The following is a 23083-nucleotide window of genomic DNA, read 5'->3' as shown; positions in this document are numbered from 1 at the left end:
CGTTACGGCGAGAACTAGTCTTCTCCCTGGGGTCGAATGCCTCTGGCCAGAAGACTGATGAACACTTCTGCAACTTGATCACCTGTCAGTGTTCCATCGGCGTGGTACCACTGTGAAATGGAACCGATCGCCCCCATGAACCAGAAGACAGCCAATCTAGCATCGCAGGGGACGATCGAGCCATCTTCCACCCCCTCCTCAAGAATCTTGCGAAGCTGAAGATCGAACTTCCGGCGCCTCAGTGTGATCTTTTTTCGGTCTGCAGGTGTCATCGCAGAGAAATCGTGCAAGATCGCCGGAGCCCCCATCTGGTCCGTCAAGTGCGAGATGTAGTTCTTCATGAACGCAATGATCCGACCGTACCCAGTAGCCTCCGAGGCGATAGCGTCCTTGAGCACCTGATCGCCAATCTTCATTGCCAGTTCATGACACTCGTAGATCAACTCCTGCTTGTTCTTGAAATAGTAGTACAGCGCAGGTTTGCTGACATTCAATGCCTTGGCGATCTCGTCAAGTGACACGTTTTGGGACCCATGGCGGCCAAAGGCCCTCGATGCCTCGGCGATCACGGCCTGCCTTTTCAGCTTGTGCTGCTCGTTAGCGCTGCTGACTGCGTTATTCCACCTAGCGACTTTGGCGGGTCGTGTGGTGCCTACACGCGTCTGCGACTTCGGCTCGGCGTCGGTGGACTGACTCATAAAGATTGGTTTTTTTGCCTTGCGGAAAGGGCAAAGTTACTTAAAGGGGCATGATAGCAAGAGGGCAAGACGCGAACACTTCGCCGCACCCGCACCCTCATCACCAGGCTCCTTCAGCGTACTGCCTCTTCCTTCTCACCCATCGGGTGAGTTTGCTTGATCAGATCCAAGCCTCGCGAGCCATGACATTGCAGCCCGTCAGCTCGAACCAGCTACCGCCATCGATTCTATTTTACTTTAGAGTCAACTCTTTTTCCGTCCAGTAAGGGAAATTACCAGTTCTCACCCTGGACATCGAGAAGAAGAATCCGAGGGTTGCAAAGAAATGCCTGTGAAGGAGAGAGATGCCAGATCCAGTGGTGGTTTCCGAAGTGCGGAATCGGTCTCTGTGGATCCGATTGAACCGACCGGAGGCAATGAACTCGCTCTCGCCGTCAGTGCTAAAAGCTGTCGACAAGGCGCTGGACGAAGCACTTGAACAAGCTGATGTCATGACGGTAGTGCTCACTGGCACCGGTCGTGCCTTCTGCGCAGGTGCCGACCTCAAGTACATCAACGACCAACTGGGCGATCGCGGCACTAGTGGGTTTCTGGAAAGCGTCCAGCGCACCACGAATCGCTTGGATCGATTCCCCAAGCCCATCATCGCCGCGCTCAACGGATTGACTCTTGCCGGCGGCCTTGAGCTTGTGCTGTGCTGCGACTTGGTCATTGCAGCCCGCAGCGCGAGGATTGGCGACGCGCACGCCAACTACGGCCTACTTCCCGGTGGCGGCGCGTCGGTTCGCCTCCCCCGAACCATTGGCCTCACACGCGCGAAATATCTCCTTTACACCGGCGAGTTCGTGACGGCCGAGGAAATGCGGGAGGCCGGTTTGGTCAACCGGGTCGTGGACGATGCGCAACTGGAAGCGACAACCCAAGAAGTCGCGGACTTGATAGCCACCAAGAGTCCACTGGGCCTGCGTCGCATGAAGGCGCTGATAGATGATGGACTCGACCAGCCCGAGGACACGGCACTTCGCCTTGAATCGCTGGCCTCCGAGGTTCACACCCTCAGTTCCGACTTCCGGGAGGGACTGCAGGCTTTCGAGGCGAAACGTCCGCCCCGGTTCACCGGCAAGTGACCCCGCAGCCTAGTCATGAACATGCACCGTAGATACGAGGCACTTCAATGTCTTTTATTCGACGCCTATCGGCTGGTACCAGTTATTCGGACTGTTCCTTTCCGCGCTGCATTGACCCGATTGGCTCATGACTGCCCCGTTCAAGCACGGGCCATAGAAACGACTACTCCATCCCCTCTTACTTCAAGCTAAACCAAAATGAATCTGCAGCAACTCAAGGCGCGTTTGCGCCTACCAGTGATCGCATCGCCGATGTTCATCGTGTCCTATCCCGAACTGGTCATTGCCCAGTGCAAGGCTGGCATCATCGGATCCTTCCCCGCGCTCAATGCGCGTCCCGCGCATGTACTGGACGAGTGGCTGAACCGCATCACCACCGAGTTGGCCGAATACGACCGCCTGCATCCCGAGCAGCCTTCAGCGCCCTTTGCAGTCAACCAGATCGTGCATAAGACCAACGAGCGCTTGCACCAGGACATGGAGCTGTGCGTCAAATACAAGGTGCCGCTGGTGATCACCTCGATGGGTGCGCAGACTATGGTCAACGACGCGGTGCATTCCTACGGGGGCTTGGTGATGCACGACGTGATCAACCAGAAGTTTGCCCGTAAAGCGATTGAAAAAGGCGCCGACGGCCTGGTTCTGGTGGCCACAGGCGCGGGTGGCCACGCTGGTCGCCAGTCGCCCTTCGCCTTGGTTCAGGAGACACGCGCCTGGTTCGATGGTCCGATCGCGCTATCGGGCTCCATTGCCCACGGCTCCTCCATCCTCGCAGCCGAAGCCATGGGTGCCGACTTTGCCTATATCGGTTCGGCGTTCATTGCGACGCAGGAAGCCCATGCGCAGCCCGAGTACAAGAAGGCAGTCATCGAAGGCAGTGCTGAAGACATCGTCTACACCGACTTCTTCACGGGCGTTTGGGGTAACTACCTTGGCCCGTCCATCGTCGCCGCCGGCATGGATCCGCAGAACATGCCAAGTGCTCACCCTTCCGACATGGATTTCGGCGGCCCGGAAGGCGGTCCCAAAGTCAAGGCATGGAAGGACGTCTGGGGCTGCGGTCAGGGCATCGGTGTGCTGCACGACATCCCGTCGGCAGGCGAGTTGATCCAGCGCTTTGCCGATCAGTACCTTGCGGCCCAACAGCGCCTCGGCCGACGGGTCGCCTGAGTCACTGTACAACGCCGAAGTCATTCACGAAGACCTTGTTGGGTCAAAGACTCGAATGAGTCATGCTTGACCTTCTGATCGATAGAGGGTGGCACCCATTTTTCCGCTCAACAACCCTCCCGCGAAAGAGTCCTGAACTGCCTAAGCGTAACCCAATCTGCCTCCCGCCTTTATTCCACCTTGGCTGAATGCTATGAATTCAAGAGCATTTGGCAACGCCAGGAAATTGAGGTCTTTTGCCAGCCCAGCGAGACGTTCCGTCATTGTCCCGTTGGAGACCAGGTTGTAGCATTTCTGTGCTGAATACGCATGCATTCCATATTCCGCACAACACTGCAACAACAGGAGACAAATATGGCGAATTACAAGCTGCTCATCAACGGTGAACTGGTCGATGGCGCATCCACCATGGAAGTCATCAACCCCGCCACCGAAACGGTACTGGCCCTGTGCCCCCGCGCCGACGAGGCGCAAATGGAGGCCGCCATTCAAGCGGCAAAAGCCGCCTTCCCAGCCTGGTCTCGCCGCCCCATCGCGCAGCGCAGGGACTTGTTGCTGAAACTCGCTGACACAATGGATGCGCAACAGGAGGATTTGGCGCGCGTGCTGACCCAGGAGCAAGGCAAACCGCTCGGCGAAGCCACGACCGAGGTTTTATGGACGGCTCTATTCATCCGTGGCATTGCCAGCCAGGAACTGCCGGTCAAGATTCTTGAAGACAGCGAGACCATGCGCGTTGAGCAGCACCGGCTGCCGCTGGGCGTGGTGGGCGCCATCATTCCCTGGAATTTCCCACTGCTGCTGATGGCATTCAAATTGCCCGCCGCCCTGCTGGCTGGCAACACGATCATTATCAAGCCAGCCCCCACCACGCCTTTGGCCACCTTGAAGATTGGCGAGATCATGGCCGGCACTTTCCCGGCGGGCGTGGTCAACGTCGTCACCGACCAGAATGACCTGGGCGGCTATCTGACCCAGCACCCGGACGTGGCGAAGATCTCGTTCACAGGCTCATCCGCCACTGGGAAGAAAGTGATGGCATCCGCCGCAACCTCCCTCAAGCGCCTGACCCTGGAGCTGGGTGGGAATGATGCCGCCATCGTCCTGCCGGGCGCTGACCCGGCCAGCGTTGCCCAAGGCATCTTCAATGGGGCTTTTTTGAATGCCGGGCAGGTCTGCATCGCGGTCAAACGCGCTTATGTGCATGAATCAATTTATGACGACGTGGTTGACCGCCTCGCAGCCCTGGCAAAACAGGTGGTGGTAGGCAACGGATTGGACCAGGGCACAACCATGGGGCCCATACAGAACCGGATGCAATATGCAAAGCTCAAGGAATTCCTGGAAATAGCCAGGAAGGATGGCCGTATCGTGGCAGGCGGCGAAGCCGAGGGCCAAGCCGGATTTTTCATCCGTCCAACCATTGTCGCCGACATTAAGAATAGCTCACGACTGGTTCAAGAGGAGCAGTTCGGGCCGGTCTTGCCTGTCATCAAATACTCCGACCCTGAAGAAGCACTGACCAGCGCAAACGATTCCCCCTGGGGCCTGGGTGGTTCCGTCTGGGGGGCGGATAGAGAAAAAGCGCGCGAGATTGCGTTGCGGATGTATTCAGGCACGACCTGGATCAACAAGCATCTTGATATTGGCCCCGCAATTCCCGTTTGCGGCGCCAAACAATCTGGAATGGGCGGAGAACTGGCCGAGGAAGGATTGCTGGAATTCACGCAGCTTCACATCATTAACGAAGCCCGCTGATTTTCATGGGTTGAACCTGGGGATTCTCTCTACGGATCCCCAGGACGCAGCGCTACTTTGGACCGTCGCCCTCAAAGCGATGAGCACAAATGCCCGCCGTCCACCGGCACGCAGGCGCCGGTCATCCACGACCCGGCCTCGGTCGCGAGCAGCAGGAACAGGCCGTTCAGCTCTTCCGGTTTGCCCAGGCGGCGCATCGGGACGCGCTGGATGAGCGCCTTGCCATAGGCGGTGTCCCACATGGCATCGGTCATCTCGGTGCTGATGTAGCCCGGCTCGATGGCATTGACGCGGATGCCGTGGCGCGCCCATTCGAGCGCAAGGCTTTTGGTCATGTGTACCACTGCGGCCTTGGACGTGGCATACAGCATGGCGCCCGGCATCACGCGCTCGCCCAGGATGGATGCGATGTTGATGATGGAGCCGCCCCGCCCGGCATCCACCCAGCGCTGCGCGGCACGCGCGGCCACCAGCCACACGCCGCGCACGTTGGTCGCCATCAGCGCGTCGAAGTCGGCCGCAGGCAGCGTGAGCGACAGGCCGTCGTTGGCAGCCCCGGCGTTGTTGACCACCACGTCGAGCGTGACGCCCAAGGCGTCCAGTTCGGCAAAGGCGCCGTCGATGGACTGCTCGGAAGCCACATCCATTTCCAGCACCGTGACTTGCGGCGCACCGAGTTTTTCGAGTTCCAGCGCGAGCTTGTCGAGCCGGGCCTTGCGCCGCGCCGCGATCACCACCTTGGCCTTGCAACCGGCGGCCAGCCGGGCAAAGTTTTCGCCCAGGCCCGACGAGGCCCCCGTGACCAGCACCTGCTTGCTGGCCAGCATTGCACCCAGATCCATAGCGTCTCCTCTTCAGCGTTCACCATCGATGTCGCGAGGTTAGCGCAGGGCCCTCCGGCTATGGGGATGCCGCCTGCCTGCATCCGTCAAAAGAGGCTTCTTGTCAGCCGATAGAGACGATCCGTCATTGCCGCACCAAACACCGTTTCCTACGATCGCCTGCATCCCTTGAGGCACCCGGAGCGTCGCACAAAAGCACGCCACGGTGCCGACGTTCCGGCCCGATCGGCCAAGGCGTTGAGGGGCAAGTTCTGGAGACAACAAATGCTGCAACAGTCCGCCATGGAGTTGTCCATCGGCCATGTAGATGTGATGGAAACGGTCCTTGAAGGCCGCTTCCAGCACTGGGATCTTTCTTCCCCGGCAAAGCCTGCCGCAGTCCAGGCGACGCTGCAACGGCACGAATTCGCCGGGGCTTTCCTTGTGCATACCGTGACCGAACCCGGCGTCGGCCAGCTTCTGTCTGGACATTCGCCATTCGATGAGGTGCTCTGCCTGGGGCTGCAGCTGAACCTGAGCGGCCGGGTGCAGTTGCAGCAGTGGGACGCACCGGTTTGCGAGGGCGACATGTTCCTCTGGCGCACCGACCAGCGGCAGAACCATGAGGTGCTGGAGCGCACCCACAGCGTGTCGCTGATGATTCCCTGGCAGCTCATGCGCGAGCAGTTGCCGAGGCGCAAGCAGCCGCCGACAGCCTGCCGCATGGATAGCCGCACAGGCGTGGGCTCGCTGCTGAGCCAGCACCTGATGGGGCTGGCCAAGGAGATCGGCGCCATGCCGCCCTCTGCACACCTTGCCCTGTGCCGCACGGCGATCGGGCTGCTGGATCTTGCGTTGCCAGAGCCGGAGAGCGCCACCCGGTTCACGGCCATGGCCGCGTTGCGCGAACGGGCGCTGGCCTACATCGCCCAGCATTTGCACGAGGATGACCTGAGCCCGGCACGCATCGCCGCCGCGCTCGGCATTTCGCGGCGCTACCTGCACGCGCTGTTTGCGCAGGGCGACACCACGGTGGTCGGCCACATCCTGGAAAGCCGGTTGCAGGCGTGCTGGCGGGCACTGATTGACCCGGCCTGCAGGCACCAGCAAATCTCGCAGATCGCCTTCCACTGGGGCTTCAACTCCACCAGCCACTTTTGCCGCGCATTCAAGCAACGCTTTGGGATGCCGCCCAGCGATGCGCGCGGGATGGGAGTCCATGGCCCGGCCATGGGCCAGGCCCGGCCAGCCGGGTTTTCCCTTGTGCACGCAAAGTCACTCGCCATGCGCTGGCGGGCAAGACGTGCATGGGCTGAATGCCGACGATAGGCCAAGTCTTCCACCCTTCACCTTCACAGCACCCACTTTCCGAGGAACGACCCCATGCTGCCGCAACTGCACCGCCAACCCTGGATGGACAGCGACATCGAGACCTTTCGTGACCAGGTTCGCCGCTACATCGCCGCCGAGATGGCTCCGCACCTGCCCGTCTGGCGCGAACAGGGCTACATCCCGCGCGAGGTCTGGCGGCCCTTCGGCGAAATGGGTTTCATGCTGCCCGAGCTGCCCGAGGAATACGGCGGCGCCGGGGCCAGCCTCGCCTACCAACTGGTGGTGCAGGACGAGCTGACAAAGGCCGAGATGCCGAACAACGTCACGGTGCACAGCATCGCCTCGCACTACATCATGGACTTCGGTACCGAGGCGCAGAAGCAGCGCTGGCTGCCCAAGCTGGGCAGCGGCGAGATGCTGGTCGGCATCGCGATGACCGAGCCGGGCTGCGGCACGGACTTGAAAGCCATATCCACCCGCGCGCGCCGCGATGGCGACCACTACGTGATCGACGGCGCCAAGACCTTCATCACCAATGGCTTCACCTGCAATCTGCTGATCGTGGTCGCGCGCACCGGCGAGGCGGGCAGCCGGGGCCTGTCGCTGATCGTGCTGGAGACAGAAAACCTGCCCGGATTCCGCGTGGGCCGCCTGCTCGAGAAGATCGGCATGCCCGCGTCGGACACCGCCGAACTCTTCTTCGACGGGGTGCGCGTGCCGGTCGATCAACTGCTGGGCGGCGTCGAGGGGCATGGTTTCAAGCAGTTGATGGGCCAGTTGCCCTACGAGCGCATGTCCATTGCCGTGCCAGCGGCAGCCGTCATCGACCGGGCCGTGGAGCTGACCATCGAATACACGAAGGAGCGCAAGATTTTCGGCGCGCCGCTGTTCGACATGCAGACCACGCGCCACAAGCTGGCCGAGCTGGCCACCATCGCCCACGTGGTGCGCACCTTCGTCAACGACTGCACCCAGCGGCTGCTGGACGGCACGCTGGACGACGAGGCCGCCTACATGGCCAAGTGGTGGTGCACCGAGCAGCAGTGCCGCGTGACCGACGAGTGCCTGCAATTGTTCGGCGGCTATGGCTTCATGGCCGAGTACCCGATCGCGCGCATGTACGCCGCCTCGCGCGTGCAGAAGATCTACGGCGGCGCGAACGAGGTCATGAAAGAACTGATCGCGAGGAAGCTGTGAACGCTGCGCACACGTTGCAAGGACTGCTGCAAAGGCCGCTGCACGGCGTCCGTGTGGTGGAGTTCGAGGGCATCGGTCCAGGCCCGTTGGCCGCCATGATGCTGGCCGACATGGGCGCCGAGGTGACGGCGCTGGCGCGGGCCGAGCAGGCCGCCGGGGCGCAGTCGCTGGGCGGGGCGGCGGCCAACCCGCTGCACCGGGGCAAGACGGTCGAGATCACCGACCTGAAGTCGCCCGGCGGCAAGGCGCGCGCCCTGGATCTGATCGCACAGTCCGACGTTTTGATCGAGGGCTTTCGCCCCGGTGTGATGGAGCGGCTGGGCTTCGACCCCGCCGAATGCGCGGCGCTCAACCCCCGGCTGGTCTATGGCCGCATGACGGGCTGGGGCCAGGACGGCCCGCTTGCCCAGGCCGCCGGCCATGACCTGAACTACGTGGCGCTGACGGGCCTGCTGTCGCTGTCGGCGCACAGGGGGCAAGCGCCCATCGTGCCGCCCTCGGTACTCGGGGACGGTGCCGGGGCGCTGGGCATGGCTTTTGGCATCGCCTGCGCGCTGGTCGATGCACGGGCCACTGGTCGTGGCCGGGTCGTGGACGCCGCCATCATCGACATCGTGGCCATGCTGGGCACGCTGGTTCATTGGATTCGCGCCAACGGGCAGATCGACGGCGCACAGCCCAGCCCGTTCCACGATTCGCCGTTCTACGACGTGTACGCCTGCGCCGACGGCGGCTTCATCAGCCTCGGCGCGATCGAGCCGCCTTTCCACGCACTGCTGCTGTCCAGGCTGGGCCTGACGGACGTGAACCCCGCCGACCAGTACGACACGGCGACCTGGCCAGCGCTCAAGGCGCGCATCGCAGCCCTCATCCGCAGCCAGCCCAGGGCGCACTGGTGCGCATTGCTCGAAGGCAGCGACGCCTGCTTCGCACCCGTGCTCAGCCTCGCCGAGGCGGCGCGGCATCCGCACAACGCGGCACGGGGCATCTACCAGACCACCCCTTCCGGCGCCATCGAAGCGGCCCCGGCCCCACGGTTCCAGGCACTCAACGCAACCACCACCCAGGAGACAAAGAAATGACTGCTAACACCCACATCGTCCGCGGCTGCCCGTCCACCACCGGCAACGAGCGCCAGCTCAACACCACCACGCTGATCCGGCACGCCGCGCGCACCCACGGGGACCAGGAGATCGTCTACCGCACACCCGATGGCGGCTGGGACCGCTACACCTATGCCGACTGCTACGCCCGCGTCTGCCGCAGCGCCAATGCCCTGCGCGCGCTCGGTGTCGGGCCCGGCGACCGCGTCGGCATCCTGGACTGGAACAGCCGGCGCCATTTCGAGCTGTACTGGTCCATCCCCGGCCTGGGTGCCGTCATGTTGCAGATGAACCTGCGCCTGGGCGCCGAAGACCTGGGCTACGTGGTCGGCCACAGCCAGGTGTCCTACGTGTGCGTGGACGAGACATTGCTGCCCATTGCCGAATCCATTGCAGCGAATTCGCCCCAGATCAAGGGCTGGATCGTCATGACCGACAAGCCGCTGGATCAGATCAAGACCACGCTCAAGCCGCTGCTGCACTACGAAGACCTGCTGGCCGCCGCCGACACGAAGATCGACTGGCCCGAGATCGACGAAACCTCGGCCTACAGCGCTTGCTATACCACTGGCACCACGGGCCGGCCCAAGGGCGTGTACTACTCGCACCGCGGCATCTACATGCACTCCACGGGCATGGCCACCAACCTGGGCATGACGCTGGACGACTGCGTCATGCTCATCACCCCCATGTTCCACGGGCAATGCTGGGGCCTGCCGCAGGCCGCCACGCTGCTGGGCGACAAGATCGTGCTGCCGGGCCGCTACGCCGCCGAAGACACCAAGCCGTTGGTGGATGCCATGATCGCCGAGGGCGTGACGGTCACCAACGGCGCACCGGCCATCTTCCAGCCCATGCTGCAGTACATCGAGACGATGCCGGTCAAGCCGGACTTCAGCCGCATGCGCATGCTGTCCGGCGCGAGCGAGCCGCCGCTGTCGATGATGATCGGCTTCTATGAACTCACCGGCGCCGAGGTGGTGCATGGCTACGGCGCCACCGAAGCCACGACGCTGGTGACGATGAACCGCCTCAAGTCCACGCTCAGGAAGCGCCTGACCGAGGAAGAGCGCTGGAACCTCAAGCGCAAGCAGGGCCTGGTGCTGACCGGGGTGGACATCCGCATCGTCGATGCCGACGACAAGGACTTGCCGCACGACGGAAAGTCGGCGGGCGAGATCTGCGTGCGCGGCCCCTGGATCACGGCCAGCTACCACGACATGCCCGATTCCGGCGACCGCTTCCTGGAAGGCGGCTGGTGGCGCTCGGGCGATGTGGGCACGGTGGACGAGAACGGCTACCTCAAGGTCACCGACCGCATCAAGGACGTAATCAAGAGCGGCGGCGAATGGATCTCTTCCATCGACATGGAAAACCTGCTCATGGGCCACCCGGCCGTGCGCGATGCCGCCGTGGTCGGCGTTCCGCACCCGAAGTGGCAGGAGCGGCCCCTGGCCTTGGTGGTGCTCAAGCCCGGCCAGCAGGCCACCCAGGAACAACTCAAGGAACACCTGGGCAGCGCCTTCGCCAAGTGGCAGTGGCCCGACCAGGTCCTGTTCGTCGAGGCCATCCCCAAGACCAGCGTCGGCAAGCTCGACAAGAAGCGCATCCGCGCCGAGCAGGCAGACCGCTACGCCGAGTGACACCACTGTGCGCGACACCCACTTTCTACCCTGGAGAACCCCATGAACGACCATGAACCCGTAATCGTCGGCGCGCTGCGCACCCCCGTGGGCAAGCGCGGCGGGCGCTTGCACAAATGGCATCCCGTCGATCTGATGGCCGAGACGCTGCGCCAACTGGTCGAGCAATCCGGCGTGAACCCGGCAGACCTGGACGACGTGATCGTCGGCTGCGTGCTGCAGTGGGATCAGCAGCACGGCAACCTGGCCCGCCATGCCGTGCTGGCGGCGGGGCTGCCCGAATCCGTCCCGGCGGTGACGGTGGACCGGCAATGCGGCTCCGGCCAGCAGGCGGTGAGCTTTGCAGCACATGGCATCCAGGCCGGTGCCTACCAGTTGGCCATTGGCGGCGGGGTGGAGTCGATGTCGCAGGCGCCGCTGCCGCCGTCGTTCAAGCCCGGCGCGCCGCTGGGCTCGCAATACAGCCCGCGCGAACTGGCGCGCTACCAGGACAACCCGCTGATACCGCAAGGCGTGTCGTCGGAGTTGCTGAACACGCGCTTCGGCCTCACGCGCGAGACCCTGGATGCCTCCGCCGTGCGCAGCCACAAACGCGCCGCCGAGGCGATTCAGGCCGGTCGCATCAAGGATCAACTGGTGCATCTGACTGAGGATCCGGCCGACCCGAACAGCCCCGTCGTCGCCGCCGACGAGGGCGTGCGCCCCAACTCCGACCCCGAGAAGCTGGCCACGCTGAAAGCCGTGTTTGCCGCCGACGGCGCCACCACTGCCGGTAATTCGTCGCAGATCAGCGATGGTGCCGCCGCGCTGCTGATGGCCAGCCGCGCCTATGCCAAGAAGCACGGCCTGAAGCCGCGCGCGCGCTTCGTCAGCACGGCAGTGGCCGCCGCCGACCCGGTGATCCAATTCACCGCCGTGCTCGACTCCACCCGCAAGGCGCTGAAGGAGTCGGGCCTCACCATCAACGACATCGACCTGTTCGAGGTCAACGAAGCCTTTGGCGGCGTGCCGTTGATGTTCCAGAAGGAATTCGGCATCCCCGACGACCGCCTGAACGTCAACGGCGGCTCGATGGCCATCGGCCATCCGCTGGGCTCCACCGGCGCGCGCATGCTCACCGACCTGTTGTACGAACTGGAGCGCCGGGGCGCCCGCTATGGCCTGCAGACCATCTGCGAGGCGTCGGGCACGGCCAACACCACCATCATCGAGCGGCTGGCATGAGCGGGGCCACCATGAGCGAAACCAGCGAAGTGCTCGTCAGCCGCGAAGGCGCCGTCGTCACCCTGACCATCAACCGCCCGCGCGCGAAGAACAGCCTGAACGGCGCGGTGTTTGCGGGCCTGTCCGCACAGTTGGCGCAACTGCGCGACGACGATGCCGTGCGGGCCGTCGTCATCACCGGCGCCGAGGGCGTGTTTTGCGCCGGTGCCGACATCACGGCGTTTGACGTGCTGCGCGCCACGCCGCTGCTGGGCGACCGCTCGGCGACGGGCTGGGACTTCTTTGCGGCGCTGGGGCGTTTTCCCAAGCCCGTCATCGCGGCGGTGGAAAAGCTCGCGCTGGGCGGCGGCACCGAACTGGCGCTGGCCTGCGACATCGCCATCGCCGGCGAGTCCGCCAAGTTCGGCGTGCCGGAAGTCAAGCTGGGCGCCATCCCCGGTGCGGGCGGCACCCAGCGCCTGGTTCATGCCATCGGCAAGTCCAAGGCCATGGCCCTGCTGCTGACTGGCGATTTCATGGACGCCCGCAAGGCTTGCGACGTCGGCATCGTGGCCGAAGTGACGGCGGACGGCCAGGCCCTGCCGACGGCGCTGGCGATGGCCCGCCGGATTGCGGCCAATTCGCCGCTGGCCGTGGCGCTGGCCAAGGATGCGGCCCTGGCCAGCTTTGAAACCCCGCTCGCCCAGGGCCTGGAGCATGAGAAGCGCAATTTCGTCGTCGCCTTGCGTTCCGCCGACAACCTGGAAGGGCAAGCCGCATTCCTGGCCAAGCGCACCCCCCAATTCACCGGCCAATAGCGCCCGTCCGTCACCTCACAAGGAAAAACCATGCAACTCAATTCCGACATTTCCGCCGTCATCACCGGCGGGGCTTCCGGCCTGGGGTCTGCCACGGCCCGGCGCCTGGCCAGCCATGGCGTCAAGGTCGCCATCTTCGACATGAACGAAGCCGTCGGCCAGGCGCTGGCCAACGAGCTTGGCGGCGTTTACTGCAACGTGGACGTGACGTCCGAGGAGCAGGTGGACGCCGCCTTCGCCAAGGCCCGCGCCGCCATCGGGCAGGAGCGCATCCTGGTCAATTGCGCCGGCACGGCCGACGCCGCCAAGACCGTCAGCCGCGACAAGAAGACCGGCGAAATCCGCCCGAGCCCCACGGATCGCTTCAACCGCATCGTGCAGATCAACCTGGTGGGCACCTTCCGTTGCATCGCCAAATCAGCCGCGGGCATGTTGACGCTCGCGCCGCTGGCCGACGGTGATCGCGGCGTCGTGGTCAACACCGCTTCGGCGGCCGCCGTGGATGGCCAGGTCGGCCAGGCCAGCTACGCCGCCAGCAAGGCCGCCGTCATGGGCATGACCCTGCCCATCGCGCGCGACCTGATGGACGAAGGCATTCGCGTCAACACCATCCTGCCGGGGCTGTTCGGCACGCCCCTGCTGAAAAGCCTGCCCGACCCCGTCCAACAGGCCCTGGCCGCTTCCGTGCCCTGCCCCAAGCGGCTGGGCGAGCCCGACGAGTACGCGCAGGCGGTCGAGTTCCTGGTCACTTGCGGCTACATGAACGCTGAGTCCATCCGCGTGGATGGCGCCCTCCGCATGGCGCCGCGCTGACGCCTTGAGCCGTTGAAGAGCTGCGGATAGCCGTCGCACGCCGTCGTGAGCACTCGCCATGATTGACCTGCATTACGCGCCCACACCCAATGGCTGGAAGATCTCCATCCTGCTGGAGGAACTGGAGCTTCCCTATACGGTGATTCCGGTCAACATCCGCGCTGGGGAGCAATTCAGGCCGGAATTCCTGGCGATCAGCCCGAACAACCGCATTCCGGCCATCGTGGACCATGCGCCGCTCGACGGCGGCGGCCCGCTGTCGGTGTTCGAGACCGGCGCCATCCTGGTTTATCTGGCCCGTAAAACCAACCGGTTTCTGCCCACGGATCTGCGCGGCTTCACCCAGACCATGCAATGGGTGATGTGGCAGGTGAGTGGGCTGGGGCCCATGCTCGGCCAGCATGGCCACTTTGCGCTGTATGCGCAGGAAAAGATCGCCTACGCCATCGAGCGCTACCGCGACGAAGCGGCGCGGCTGTACCGCGTGCTCGATACCCAGCTCGGCAAGACCGGCGCCTATGTCGCTGGCACCGAGTACGGCATCGCCGACATCGCCTGCTTTCCCTGGGCCATGACCCACAAGGCGCAAGGCTTCACGCTCGACGACTTTCCCCACGTCAAGCGCTGGTACGCCAGCGTGCGCGCCCGGCCGCAGGTGCAGGCGGGGCTGGCGGTCGGCAAATTCGAGAAGGAGCCGCTGGACGACGAAGCAAGAAAGAACATGTTCGGCCAGAAGGCCAAGGAGATGGCACACCGCATGTCGCCCAACAACCAGCGAGAAACACCATGATCGAATTCTTCTTCGACTGCTCCAGCCCCTGGACCTATCTCGCCTTCCACAACATCCAGCCGCTCGCCGACGAACTGGGCGTCGAGGTCACATGGCGGCCCATCCTGGTCGGCGGCATCTTCAACACGATCAATCCGACCGTCTACGCCTCGCGCGAGACGCCGGTGCCGCAGAAGGCCCGCTACCTGAAAAAGGACCTGGCGGATTGGGCCCGCTCGACGGGGCTTGCGATCAAGATGCCGCCGACGGTGTTTCCCGTCAACAGCGTGAAGGCGATGCGCGGCTGCGTCTGGCTCGGCAACGACATGGTGCCGTTTGCCCGCGCCATATTTGAAGCCTATTGGGGCGACGACCAGGACATCTCGCAGGATTCGGTGCTGGCGGACGTGTGCCAGCGCGTCGGCATCGACCCCGCCCCATTCTTTGCAGGCATCGGCGAGCCAGCGATCAAGGATCAGCTCAGGGCCAACACCGCTGAGGTGGTCGCGCGCGGCGGCTTTGGCTCGCCGACCATCTTTGTGGACAAGACCGACATGTATTTCGGCAATGACCGCATGCCGCTGATCCGCGAAGCCGTGCTGCGGCTGCAAGGGAAGACGGCCTGATGCCGCAGGCCAGGGTTCACCCATCCATTCATCTCACCACCACAGGAGACATCATGCAAAAAAGACAATTCATCACCATGCTTTCCGGCGCCATGCTGACGGGCGTTTCCGGCCTGGCCCGTGCGCAGGGCGCGGCCACCCCCGGCGTGACCGATCGCGAGATCAAGATCGGCCAGACTCTGCCACTCAGCGGCCCGGCTGCAGGCTATGGTGCCGTCGGCAAGGCCATGTCCGCATGGTTTGATCTGGTCAACGCCGAGGGCGGCGTGAACGGACGCCAGCTCAAACTGGTGTTCGGCGACGACGGTTTCAGCCCGCCGAAGACCTTGGAGCAGGTGCGCCGCCTGGTGGAGCGCGAGCAGGTGGCTTTCCTCGCGGCCCAGATCGGCTCGTCCCCTCCGCTGGCGACGCGCAGCTATCTCAACAACGCCAAAGTACCGCAGCTCTTCGTTGTGTCCGGTGCCACCACGTGGCTGGACGACGCGGCCAAGTTCCCCTGGAGCATGGGCTGGCTGCCCCTGTACACCGACGAGGGGCGCGCCTTGGCCAAGCACATCCTGCAGACGCGACCGAACGCAAAGGTCGCCATGTTCTACCAGAACGACGACGCCGGTAAGGATGTGCTGCGTGGCGTGAAGGAGGGCTTGGCCGCCGCCGGGAAGCAGCTCGTGCGCGAAGATTCGCACGAGGTGTCGGATCCGACGGTGGACTCGCAGATCGTCTCCATGCAGGCCTCGGGCGCGGACGTGCTGGTGGCGTGGGGTTCGCCCAAAGCCACCCTCCAGTCGCTGCGCAAGGCCCATGACATCGGCTGGCGCCCGGCGATCTACATCAACCCGAGCGCATCTTCGGTGCCCGCAGTGCTGACTCCGGTGGGGCTGGACAAGGTCAAGGGCGTCATGAGCGCCGCCTTCCTCAAGGATCCGAGCGATCCGACCTGGAAGGACGACCCTGGTACCTTGGCCTGGAATGCCTTCATGGACAAGTACAACAAGGGCGCGGCCAAGGAGTACCTCGCCGTGCTCGGTGCCAGCGTTGGACAAACGGTGGTTCAGTTGCTCAAGCAGTGCGGCAACGACCTCTCGCGCGAGAACATCATGCGCCAGACGCGCCGCCTGGACATGGAGCTGCCCATGATGTTGCCGGGCTTGCGCATCAAGACCAGCGACGCCCGTCCTCACCCGATACCGGACATGCGCATCCAGCAGTTCGACGGTACGAGCTGGAAGGTGATGCCAACCTGACGGTGGCGGACGAACGCAGCGATGGAACCGATCCTTTCCGTACGCGACCTGACGATCCGCTTCGGCGGTGTCGTCGCGCTGGACGCCTTCTCGATGGACGTGCCCGAGGGCAGCATCTTCGGCCTGATCGGGCCGAACGGTGCTGGCAAGACGACCTGCTTCAACTGCATCAGCGGCCTGTACCGGCCCACACACGGCAGCGTGCGCTTCGCAGGCACCGAACTGACGCGCCTGCCGCGCCACGGCGTCGCCCGGCTGGGCCTGAGCCGCACGTTCCAGAACGTGGCGCTCTACCCCTCGCTCACGGTGCGCGAGAACGTGATGGTGGGCGCGCATGCGCGGCTGCCGGTGTCGATGCTGGGCGCCGCGCTGCGCACGCCCGCCGTCCGCGCCGCCGAGGAAGAAATCGCGCACTCGGCTGACGCGGCGCTGGCCACGCTGCGGCTGTCCGCGTATGCCGACCGGGGCGTGGCGGAGCTGCCTGTGGGCATCCAGCACCGCGTGGAAATCGCGCGGGCGTTGGTGACGCGACCCAAGCTGCTGCTGCTCGACGAACCTGCCGCTGGCCTCACCGCTGGCGAGGTCGATGAACTGCGCGAGGTGCTGCTGCGCCTGCATGAAGAGTTGAAGTTGAGCATGGTGGTCGTGGAGCACAACATGCGCTTCGTGATGAAAACCTGCTCCGACCTCGCGGTGCTGAGCTTTGGCCGCAAGCTCGCCCAGGGCTCGCCCGAGGAGGTGGCCAACAACGACGCCGTGCTCGATGCCTATCTGGGAGGTGTGCTGTGACCCAACGGCTTGAAATCCGCAACCTCGCGGTGGCCTATGGCCGCACGGCGGTGGTGCATGGCATCGACCTGCACGTTCAGGCGGGCGAAATGGTGGCGCTGCTCGGCGCCAACGGCGCGGGCAAGACCTCCATCCTGCGCGCCATCAGCCACCAGCAGGTGACGGCCACGGGCACGCTGCGCTTCGAGGGCCAGGACATCATCGACATGCCTGCACCTGCCATCGCCTCGCTGGGCATCGCGCACGTGCCGGAGGGGCGCGGCACCTTTGGGGACCTGACGGTGCTGGAGAACCTGCGCGTTGGTGCGATCCATCGCCGCGACAAGGACGGCATCGAGCAGGACATCGCCCGCATGCAGACGCTGTTCCCCAAGCTGTCCAGCCGCGCGAAGCAGGCGGCGGGCACCCTCAGCGGCGGCGAACAGCAGATGCTGGCCATCGCCCGCGCGCTGATGATGCGCCCCAAGATGCTGCTGCTGGACGAGCCCTCGTTCGGCATCGCGCCGCGCGTGACGCAGGAGATCTACGAACTCCTGCACCAGTTGCGCGAAACCGAGCACCTCACGGCCCTCATCGTGGAGCAGAACGCCCAGGTTGCGCTGAACCTGGTCAACCGGGCCTATGTGCTCGAAAGCGGACGCATCACCGCCCAGGGCACCGCTGCCGAGCTGCGCGAAGACGACGCCGTGCGCCGCAGCTACCTCGGCCACTGAACAAACAAAGGTTCACCATGCAAGCATTTCTTCACCAGATAGCTTCGGGCCTGGCGGCGGGCGGCATCTATGCCAGCTTGGCCATCGCGCTCGTGCTCATCTACCGCTGCACTTCGTCCGTCAATTTCGCGCAGGGCGAACTGGCGATGTTTTCCACCTACATGAGCTGGGCGCTGGTTCAGGCTGGCGCGTCGTGGTGGGTAGCCTTCGCCGTCGTGGTCGTGGGTGCCTTCCTGCTCGGGCTGGCGCTGGAGCGGGTCATCTTCCAGCCCCTGCGGCACAAGCCGGTGCTCTCGGTCGTGGCGGCCAGCATCGCGCTGCTCATCATCTTGAACAGCCTGGTCGGCTGGCTGTTCGGGCATGAAATGCTGGAGTTCGCCACGCCTTTCGGCGGTGTCCTTGGCCGTGCCGAGCCCTATCTCTCGGCCCATGAGGTCGGCGTTCTGCTCGTCACCCTGGCCGAACTGGCGGCGGTGTTCGTGTTCTTCCGCTTCACGCGCTTCGGCCTGGCGATGCGCGCGGTGGCGGTGAATGCGCCGTCGGCGGAACTGTCGGGCATCAGCACCAACAAAGTGCTGGCCGTGGGCTGGGGCCTGGCTGCGGTGGCTGGTGCCGTGGCGGGGCTGATGGCCGCGCCCATCGTGTTCCTGGAGCCGTCGATGATGATGGGGCCGCTGATCTACGCATTGGCGGGCGCGCTGCTGGGCGGCATCGCCAGCCCCGTGGGCGCCGTGGCCGGGGGCTTTGCCATCGGGGTGCTGGAGAACCTGCTGGGTGCCTACGTGGTCGGCAACGACCTCAAGCTGACCTGCATCATGCTGCTGATCATCGCGATGCTGGTCTTGCGGCCTGCGGGCATCTTCGGCAAGACGGCCCAGGTGAGGGTGTGAGCATGAGCACCGTGAACACCCCCCTCACCCCCCGCTCGGCGCCAACGCCCGCCTGGCTGCGCTGGGCGGCCCCGGTGGCCGGACTCGCGCTGCTGGCCTGGTCCTTCGGCTGGCAAAGCTACCCGCTGTACGTGATGACCCAGGTACTGATCTACGGCATCGCCATCATGGGCCTGAACCTGCTCACCGGGTACACGGGCCAGATCTCGCTCGGCCACAGCGCCTTCTTCGCCATCGGCGCCTATGCGGCGGCGGTGCTCTCGCACCAGTTGGGCTGGCCGTTCTACGTGGGCGTGCCGGTGGCGGCGCTGCTGTGCTTCGGGGCCGGCTTCCTCTTCGGCTTTCCTGCGCTGCGGCTGCCCATGCTCTATTTGGCGCTGTCCACCTTCGCGGTGGCGGTGGTCACGCCGCAGGCGCTCAAGTGGAAGAAGATCGAGTGGCTGACCGGCGGCGTGGCGGGCATCGTGCTGGAAAAGCCCGTGTTCCCAGGCATGCTGGCCGACCGGGCGGACTGGGCCATCATGGCCTGCGCCGCGGCCTGCGCGCTGTGCGCCTTCCTGCTGGCGCGGCGGATCCTCGGCGCACAGTTCGGCCGCCTGGTGGACGCCTCGCGCGACCAGCCACTCGCGGCGGCGGCGGGCGGGCTCAACATCACTGCCCTGCGCACGCAAATGTTCGGCCTCAGCGCGGCGTTCACCGGCCTGGCCGGTGCCCTGAGCGTGGTGGCAGGCCAGTTCGTCGCGCCCGAGAACTTCCCCTTCCTGCTGTCGGTGTCCCTGCTGGTGGGCAGCTTCGTGGGTGGGGTGCGCAGCCTGTGGGGCGCCTTCCTGGGTGCTGCCTTCATCGTGCTCACGCCCAACCTGGCCGAGAGCGTGTCGCAATCCGCCCCGTGGATGATTTTTGGCTTCGCGCTGCTCGCGGTGGTCTTCCTGGCACCTAATGGTGTGAGCGGCTGGATTGCGGCCCTTTGGCGCAGCAGAGCAAGTTCTTCTTCATCCGCCTAGCCGTAAGCGCTTTCCAAGTGTTGGCGGCGACCACGGCGCCGCTGTCAACACCGCTTCGGCCGCCGCGCTGGCGCCTGAAATCCTGACCCATCAAGGAACGTCAACATGTCTGGAAATCCGATCCTGCTCGAAAAGGATGGCGCTGTTGCGATCATCACCCTCAATGCGCCCGAGAAAAAAAATGCGCTGAGCCGGTCGGTCATCAACCTGCTCGCTGGCGTCATTGCGGATGTCGAACGCGATGGCTCGATTCGGGCGTTGCTGCTGCGCGGCGAGGGCCGGATGTTCAGTTGCGGCGGCGACATCGACGAAATGGTGGCCGCAGGCGATGCGTTGTCCACCCTGGTCGATGACGAGTTGAGTGTGGCCGAAAGCATGATTCCCCAATTCGCGAGCCTGCCGTTCCCGGTGGTCTGCGCCGTACAAGGCGCGGTCGCCGGGGGCGGTCTCGCGCTGGCCTTGGCGTCTGACTACCTGATTGCCGCCCATGGAACGAAGTTTGTGGCGGCCCATACCGGCCTTGGATACCCAGGGGATCTTGGCATCAGCTGGCTCCTGCCGCGCGCAGTGGGCGGGCGGCGCGCACGCGACATGATCCTGACTAATCGCGCGGTAACTTCGGACGAAGCCCTGGCCTGGGGATTGGTCGAGAAAGTGGTTCCCGGCGAGAGCCTGCTGGAGGAAGCGCGGCGCATGGCGATGCAATTCTCGGCCGGCCCGACGCAAGGTTATGCGGGCGCCAAGCGCCTGCAACTCGCGGCCTTCCAGGGTGATTTGGCGGCCTCCTTGAGGCTGGAGGCGGCCGAGATGAACCGGGCCTCAAAAACCGCAGATTCTCTGGAGGCGGTTCGCGCCTTCGTCGAAAAACGGACGCCGCAGTTTATCGGGCGCTGACCGGTATGAATCACACGCAGCATCGTCCTGGTAAGCCAGCCATCCTCGCGCGCTCTGAGGCACGGGACGGACTGGACGCCGTGTCCTGGGACGAGTTGCGCCGCCAGGTCGCGGCCATGGCTGCGGGGCTGCGCCGGATGGGCGTCGTCGAAGGTGATCGGGTGGTGGCTTACCTGCCCAATATTCCCGAAACCATCGTGGCCTTCCTGGCTTGCGCCAGCATCGGCGCGATCTGGTCGGTGTGTTCCCCGGACATGGGCACGCACAGCGCGCTGGATCGGGTCCAGCAGATAGCGCCCAAGGTCTTGCTGGCCGTTGACGGCTACCGCTACGGCGGCAAGGTCGTCGCCAACCCTTCCGGCGGCCTGCTCTCCAAGGCCCACCCCCTGGGCGCCACAGGCTTGGCGCAATGCAACGAACTGGTCGAGCAACCGCGCGGCACGGCCGACGCACGCCAGGTTCAGCCCGCACGCTTGCAGGCGCGACGGCCCTGTACCTGACGCCCATGCATGCCCAGCGCAAGCTGCTCAAACGGCTGATCGCCAATGTGGGCGCGGCTTTACGCCATGTTCGGGCAATTGCGGAACAGTTCAGGGGCAGCGACCCCTGGGCTGCATTGGTGCGCTACGTCAGCGAGCGCATCGCACCGGGCAGCGGCCCGCAGCCGCCTCCAACGGCGCTCGCAGGGGACGGGTAACTGCGGTTTTTAGGTTCAATTGCCTTCCCGCGCTTATGGGTCCTGCGCTGGCAGCTACTGAATCCGTAGCGAAGTGCAGCCGCTCACATCCCCGCGTAATTCGGCCCGCCCCCGCCCTCAGGCGTCACCCACACGATGTTCTGCGTCGGGTCCTTGATGTCGCAGGTCTTGCAATGCACGCAGTTCTGCGCGTTGATCTGCAGCCGCTCGGTGTTGTCGTCGTTCTTCACGAACTCGTACACACCCGCCGGGCAGTAGCGGCTTTCGGGACCTGCGTACTTGGCCAGATTGATGCTCACCGGCACGCTCGCATCCTTGAGCGTCAGGTGCGCGGGCTGGTTCTCTTCGTGGTTGGTGTTGCTGATGAACACGCTCGACAGCCGGTCGAAGGTCAGCTTGCCATCGGGCTTGGGGTACACGATGGGCTTGCACTCCGCCGCAGGCTTGAGGTACTGGTGGTCGGCCTTGTCGCGGTGCAGTGTCCAGGGGATGTGGCCGCGCAGCACGAACTGTTCAAAGCCGTTCATCAGCGTGGCCGTGGTCAGGCCGTACTTGAACCAGTTCTTGAAGTTGCGGTCCTTGTTCAGCTCGGTGTAGAGCCAGCTCTTCTCGAAAGCCTCGGGGTACGCCTTGAGTTCGTCGTGCTGGCGGCCTGCGGTGACGGCGTCGTAGATGGCATCCGCCGCCAGCATGCCGGTCTTGATGGCGGCATGGCTGCCCTTGATGCGGCCCACGTTCAGGTAACCCGCATCGCAGCCCACGAGCGCGCCGCCCGGGAAGATGGTCTTGGGCAGCGCATTGATGCCGCTGGCGTTGATGGCGCGTGCGCCGTAGGACAGGCGCTTGGCCGTGATCTCGCCCTGGTCGTTCTCGAAGTAGTAGCGCACGTTCGGGTGCGTCTTCCAGCGCTGGAACTCCTCGAACGGGCTCAGGTACGGGTTCTGGTAGCCCAGGCCGGTGACGAAGCCCAGGGCCACCTTGTTGTCGTCCAGGTGGTACAGGAAGGCGCCGCCGTAGGTGTCGTTCTCCATGGGCCAGCCCGCGGTGTGCATCACGAAGCCGGGCTGGTGCTTCTTGGGGTCGATTTCCCACAACTCCTTGACGCCGATGCCGAAGCTCTGCGGGTCGCGGCCTTCATCCAGGTGGTACTTGGCGATCAGCTGGCGGCCCAGGTGGCCGCGTGCGCCTTCGGCGAACACGGTGTACTTGCCCAGCAGTTCCATGCCCAGCTGGAAGTTCTCGGTCGGCTCACCGTCCTTGCCGATGCCCATGTTGCCGGTGGCAACGCCCTTCACGGAGCCGTCATCGTTGTACAGCACCTCGGCGGCGGCAAAGCCGGGGAAGATTTCCACGCCCAGCGCCTCGGCCTGCTCGCCCAGCCACTTGGTCACGTCGCCCAGGCGCACGATGTAGTTGCCGTGGTTGTGCGCGAAGGGGGGCAGGAAGACGTTGGGGACGCGAAAGCCGGACTTCTCGGACAGGAAGATGTAGGCATCGTCTGTGACGGGCTGGTTCAACGGCGCTCCCTTGGCCTTCCAGTCGGGGATGAGTTCGGTCAGCGCCTTGGGGTCCATGATGGCGCCCGAGAGGATGTGCGCGCCGGGCTCGGAGCCTTTTTCCAGCACCACCACGGACACGTCCTGGCCTTTTTCTGCCGCCAGTTGCTTGAGGCGGTTGGCGGTGGACAGGCCCGCCGGGCCGCCTCCGACCACGACCACGTCGTATTCCATGGATTCGCGCGGGCCGTATGCGTCGGTGGTGTGTTCAGCCATGT

The 23083-nt window shown here is 64.5% G+C and carries 22 protein-coding genes and 1 pseudogene; 20 read left to right on the top strand and 3 right to left on the bottom strand.

Translation table 11 applies throughout. The features are described from left to right. Positions 1-14: 14 nt before the first annotated feature. On the bottom strand, positions 15-698 hold the full coding sequence (locus AC23D4_RS19860) for a TetR/AcrR family transcriptional regulator (RefSeq protein ID WP_108497099.1): 684 nt from the start codon (positions 696-698) through the stop codon (positions 15-17). A gap of 344 nt (positions 699-1042) precedes the next feature. Here AC23D4_RS19860 and AC23D4_RS19855 point away from each other — a divergent pair, with 344 nt between their 5' ends. From AC23D4_RS19855 to AC23D4_RS19845, 3 genes are all read left to right on the top strand, one after another. After that, on the top strand, positions 1043-1825 hold the full coding sequence (locus tag AC23D4_RS19855) for an enoyl-CoA hydratase/isomerase family protein (RefSeq protein WP_108497098.1): 783 nt from the start codon (positions 1043-1045) through the stop codon (positions 1823-1825). 198 nt (positions 1826-2023) lie between these two features. Next, positions 2024-2995, top strand: a complete 972-nt coding sequence (locus AC23D4_RS19850; protein ID WP_472887401.1) for an NAD(P)H-dependent flavin oxidoreductase — start codon at positions 2024-2026, stop codon at positions 2993-2995. Between the two features lie 354 nt (positions 2996-3349). Beyond that, positions 3350-4753 (top strand): aldehyde dehydrogenase family protein, encoded by a 1404-nt coding sequence (locus tag AC23D4_RS19845; RefSeq protein ID WP_298704290.1) that lies wholly within the window; start codon positions 3350-3352, stop codon positions 4751-4753. A gap of 71 nt (positions 4754-4824) precedes the next feature. Here AC23D4_RS19845 and AC23D4_RS19840 read toward each other — a convergent pair whose 3' ends face one another. Then, positions 4825-5595, bottom strand: a complete 771-nt coding sequence (locus AC23D4_RS19840) for an SDR family NAD(P)-dependent oxidoreductase (RefSeq protein WP_298704292.1) — start codon at positions 5593-5595, stop codon at positions 4825-4827. Positions 5596-5859: 264 nt separating this feature from the next. On the opposite strand from AC23D4_RS19840, the gene AC23D4_RS19835 reads away from it, so the two are divergent. The 17 genes and pseudogenes from AC23D4_RS19835 to AC23D4_RS19755 all read left to right on the top strand — a co-directional run bounded on the left by AC23D4_RS19835 (position 5860) and on the right by AC23D4_RS19755 (position 21112). Beyond that, positions 5860-6903, top strand: coding sequence for a helix-turn-helix domain-containing protein (locus AC23D4_RS19835; RefSeq protein WP_298704295.1), 1044 nt, complete (start codon positions 5860-5862; stop codon positions 6901-6903). A 54-nt stretch (positions 6904-6957) separates the two neighbouring features. Continuing rightward, positions 6958-8103 (top strand): acyl-CoA dehydrogenase family protein, encoded by a 1146-nt coding sequence (locus AC23D4_RS19830; RefSeq protein WP_472887400.1) that lies wholly within the window; start codon positions 6958-6960, stop codon positions 8101-8103. Between the two features lie 26 nt (positions 8104-8129). Then, positions 8130-9185 carry a CaiB/BaiF CoA transferase family protein gene (locus tag AC23D4_RS19825; RefSeq protein WP_197905065.1) on the top strand — a complete coding sequence of 352 codons (1056 nt, stop codon included), beginning with the start codon at positions 8130-8132 and terminating at the stop codon, positions 9183-9185. Then, the gene (locus AC23D4_RS19820) at positions 9182-10849 is read left to right on the top strand and encodes a long-chain fatty acid--CoA ligase (protein ID WP_042919594.1); all 1668 of its coding nucleotides are present in this window, start codon (positions 9182-9184) and stop codon (positions 10847-10849) included. The genes AC23D4_RS19825 and AC23D4_RS19820 overlap by 4 nt, the downstream gene beginning before the upstream one ends. A gap of 42 nt (positions 10850-10891) precedes the next feature. After that, positions 10892-12073 (top strand): thiolase family protein, encoded by a 1182-nt coding sequence (locus AC23D4_RS19815; protein WP_042919595.1) that lies wholly within the window; start codon positions 10892-10894, stop codon positions 12071-12073. Beyond that, on the top strand, positions 12070-12870 hold the full coding sequence (locus tag AC23D4_RS19810; protein WP_108500011.1) for an enoyl-CoA hydratase/isomerase family protein: 801 nt from the start codon (positions 12070-12072) through the stop codon (positions 12868-12870). The genes AC23D4_RS19815 and AC23D4_RS19810 overlap by 4 nt, the downstream gene beginning before the upstream one ends. A gap of 30 nt (positions 12871-12900) precedes the next feature. Continuing rightward, the gene (locus AC23D4_RS19805; RefSeq protein WP_108500010.1) at positions 12901-13683 is read left to right on the top strand and encodes an SDR family NAD(P)-dependent oxidoreductase; all 783 of its coding nucleotides are present in this window, start codon (positions 12901-12903) and stop codon (positions 13681-13683) included. A gap of 58 nt (positions 13684-13741) precedes the next feature. Next, complete coding sequence (locus AC23D4_RS19800) at positions 13742-14473, top strand: glutathione binding-like protein (RefSeq protein ID WP_472887399.1); 732 nt, start codon at positions 13742-13744, stop codon at positions 14471-14473. Next, positions 14470-15078, top strand: a complete 609-nt coding sequence (locus AC23D4_RS19795; RefSeq protein ID WP_472887398.1) for a 2-hydroxychromene-2-carboxylate isomerase — start codon at positions 14470-14472, stop codon at positions 15076-15078. Before AC23D4_RS19800 ends, AC23D4_RS19795 begins: the two co-directional genes overlap by 4 nt. Before the next feature lie 53 nt (positions 15079-15131). Beyond that, the gene (locus AC23D4_RS19790; RefSeq protein ID WP_472887397.1) at positions 15132-16322 is read left to right on the top strand and encodes an ABC transporter substrate-binding protein; all 1191 of its coding nucleotides are present in this window, start codon (positions 15132-15134) and stop codon (positions 16320-16322) included. A 21-nt stretch (positions 16323-16343) separates the two neighbouring features. Continuing rightward, complete coding sequence (locus tag AC23D4_RS19785; protein WP_108497942.1) at positions 16344-17111, top strand: ABC transporter ATP-binding protein; 768 nt, start codon at positions 16344-16346, stop codon at positions 17109-17111. After that, the gene (locus tag AC23D4_RS19780) at positions 17108-17824 is read left to right on the top strand and encodes an ABC transporter ATP-binding protein (RefSeq protein ID WP_472887396.1); all 717 of its coding nucleotides are present in this window, start codon (positions 17108-17110) and stop codon (positions 17822-17824) included. The genes AC23D4_RS19785 and AC23D4_RS19780 overlap by 4 nt, the downstream gene beginning before the upstream one ends. 17 nt (positions 17825-17841) lie before the next feature. Further along, positions 17842-18714, top strand: a complete 873-nt coding sequence (locus AC23D4_RS19775; protein ID WP_108497940.1) for a branched-chain amino acid ABC transporter permease — start codon at positions 17842-17844, stop codon at positions 18712-18714. 2 nt (positions 18715-18716) lie between these two features. Continuing rightward, positions 18717-19718: a branched-chain amino acid ABC transporter permease gene (locus AC23D4_RS19770; RefSeq protein WP_472887395.1), complete on the top strand. Its 1002-nt coding sequence runs from the start codon at positions 18717-18719 to the stop codon at positions 19716-19718. A gap of 105 nt (positions 19719-19823) precedes the next feature. Beyond that, positions 19824-20612: an enoyl-CoA hydratase/isomerase family protein gene (locus AC23D4_RS19765; RefSeq protein WP_472887394.1), complete on the top strand. Its 789-nt coding sequence runs from the start codon at positions 19824-19826 to the stop codon at positions 20610-20612. A gap of 20 nt (positions 20613-20632) precedes the next feature. Then, positions 20633-20953: pseudogene (locus AC23D4_RS19760) on the top strand (AMP-binding protein); the annotation flags it as partial. Between the two features lie 24 nt (positions 20954-20977). Then, positions 20978-21112, top strand: a complete 135-nt coding sequence (locus tag AC23D4_RS19755; protein ID WP_472887524.1) for a hypothetical protein — start codon at positions 20978-20980, stop codon at positions 21110-21112. 280 nt (positions 21113-21392) lie between these two features. On the opposite strand, the gene AC23D4_RS19750 is transcribed toward AC23D4_RS19755, so the two are convergent. Next, positions 21393-23081: an electron transfer flavoprotein-ubiquinone oxidoreductase gene (locus AC23D4_RS19750; protein ID WP_472887393.1), complete on the bottom strand. Its 1689-nt coding sequence runs from the start codon at positions 23079-23081 to the stop codon at positions 21393-21395. Positions 23082-23083 lie beyond the last annotated feature (2 nt).

This window comes from Hydrogenophaga sp. L76 (assembly GCF_057654755.1).
The sequence above is the reverse complement of the archived record's forward strand: the minus strand, read 5'-3'. Positions and strand labels throughout refer to the sequence as shown.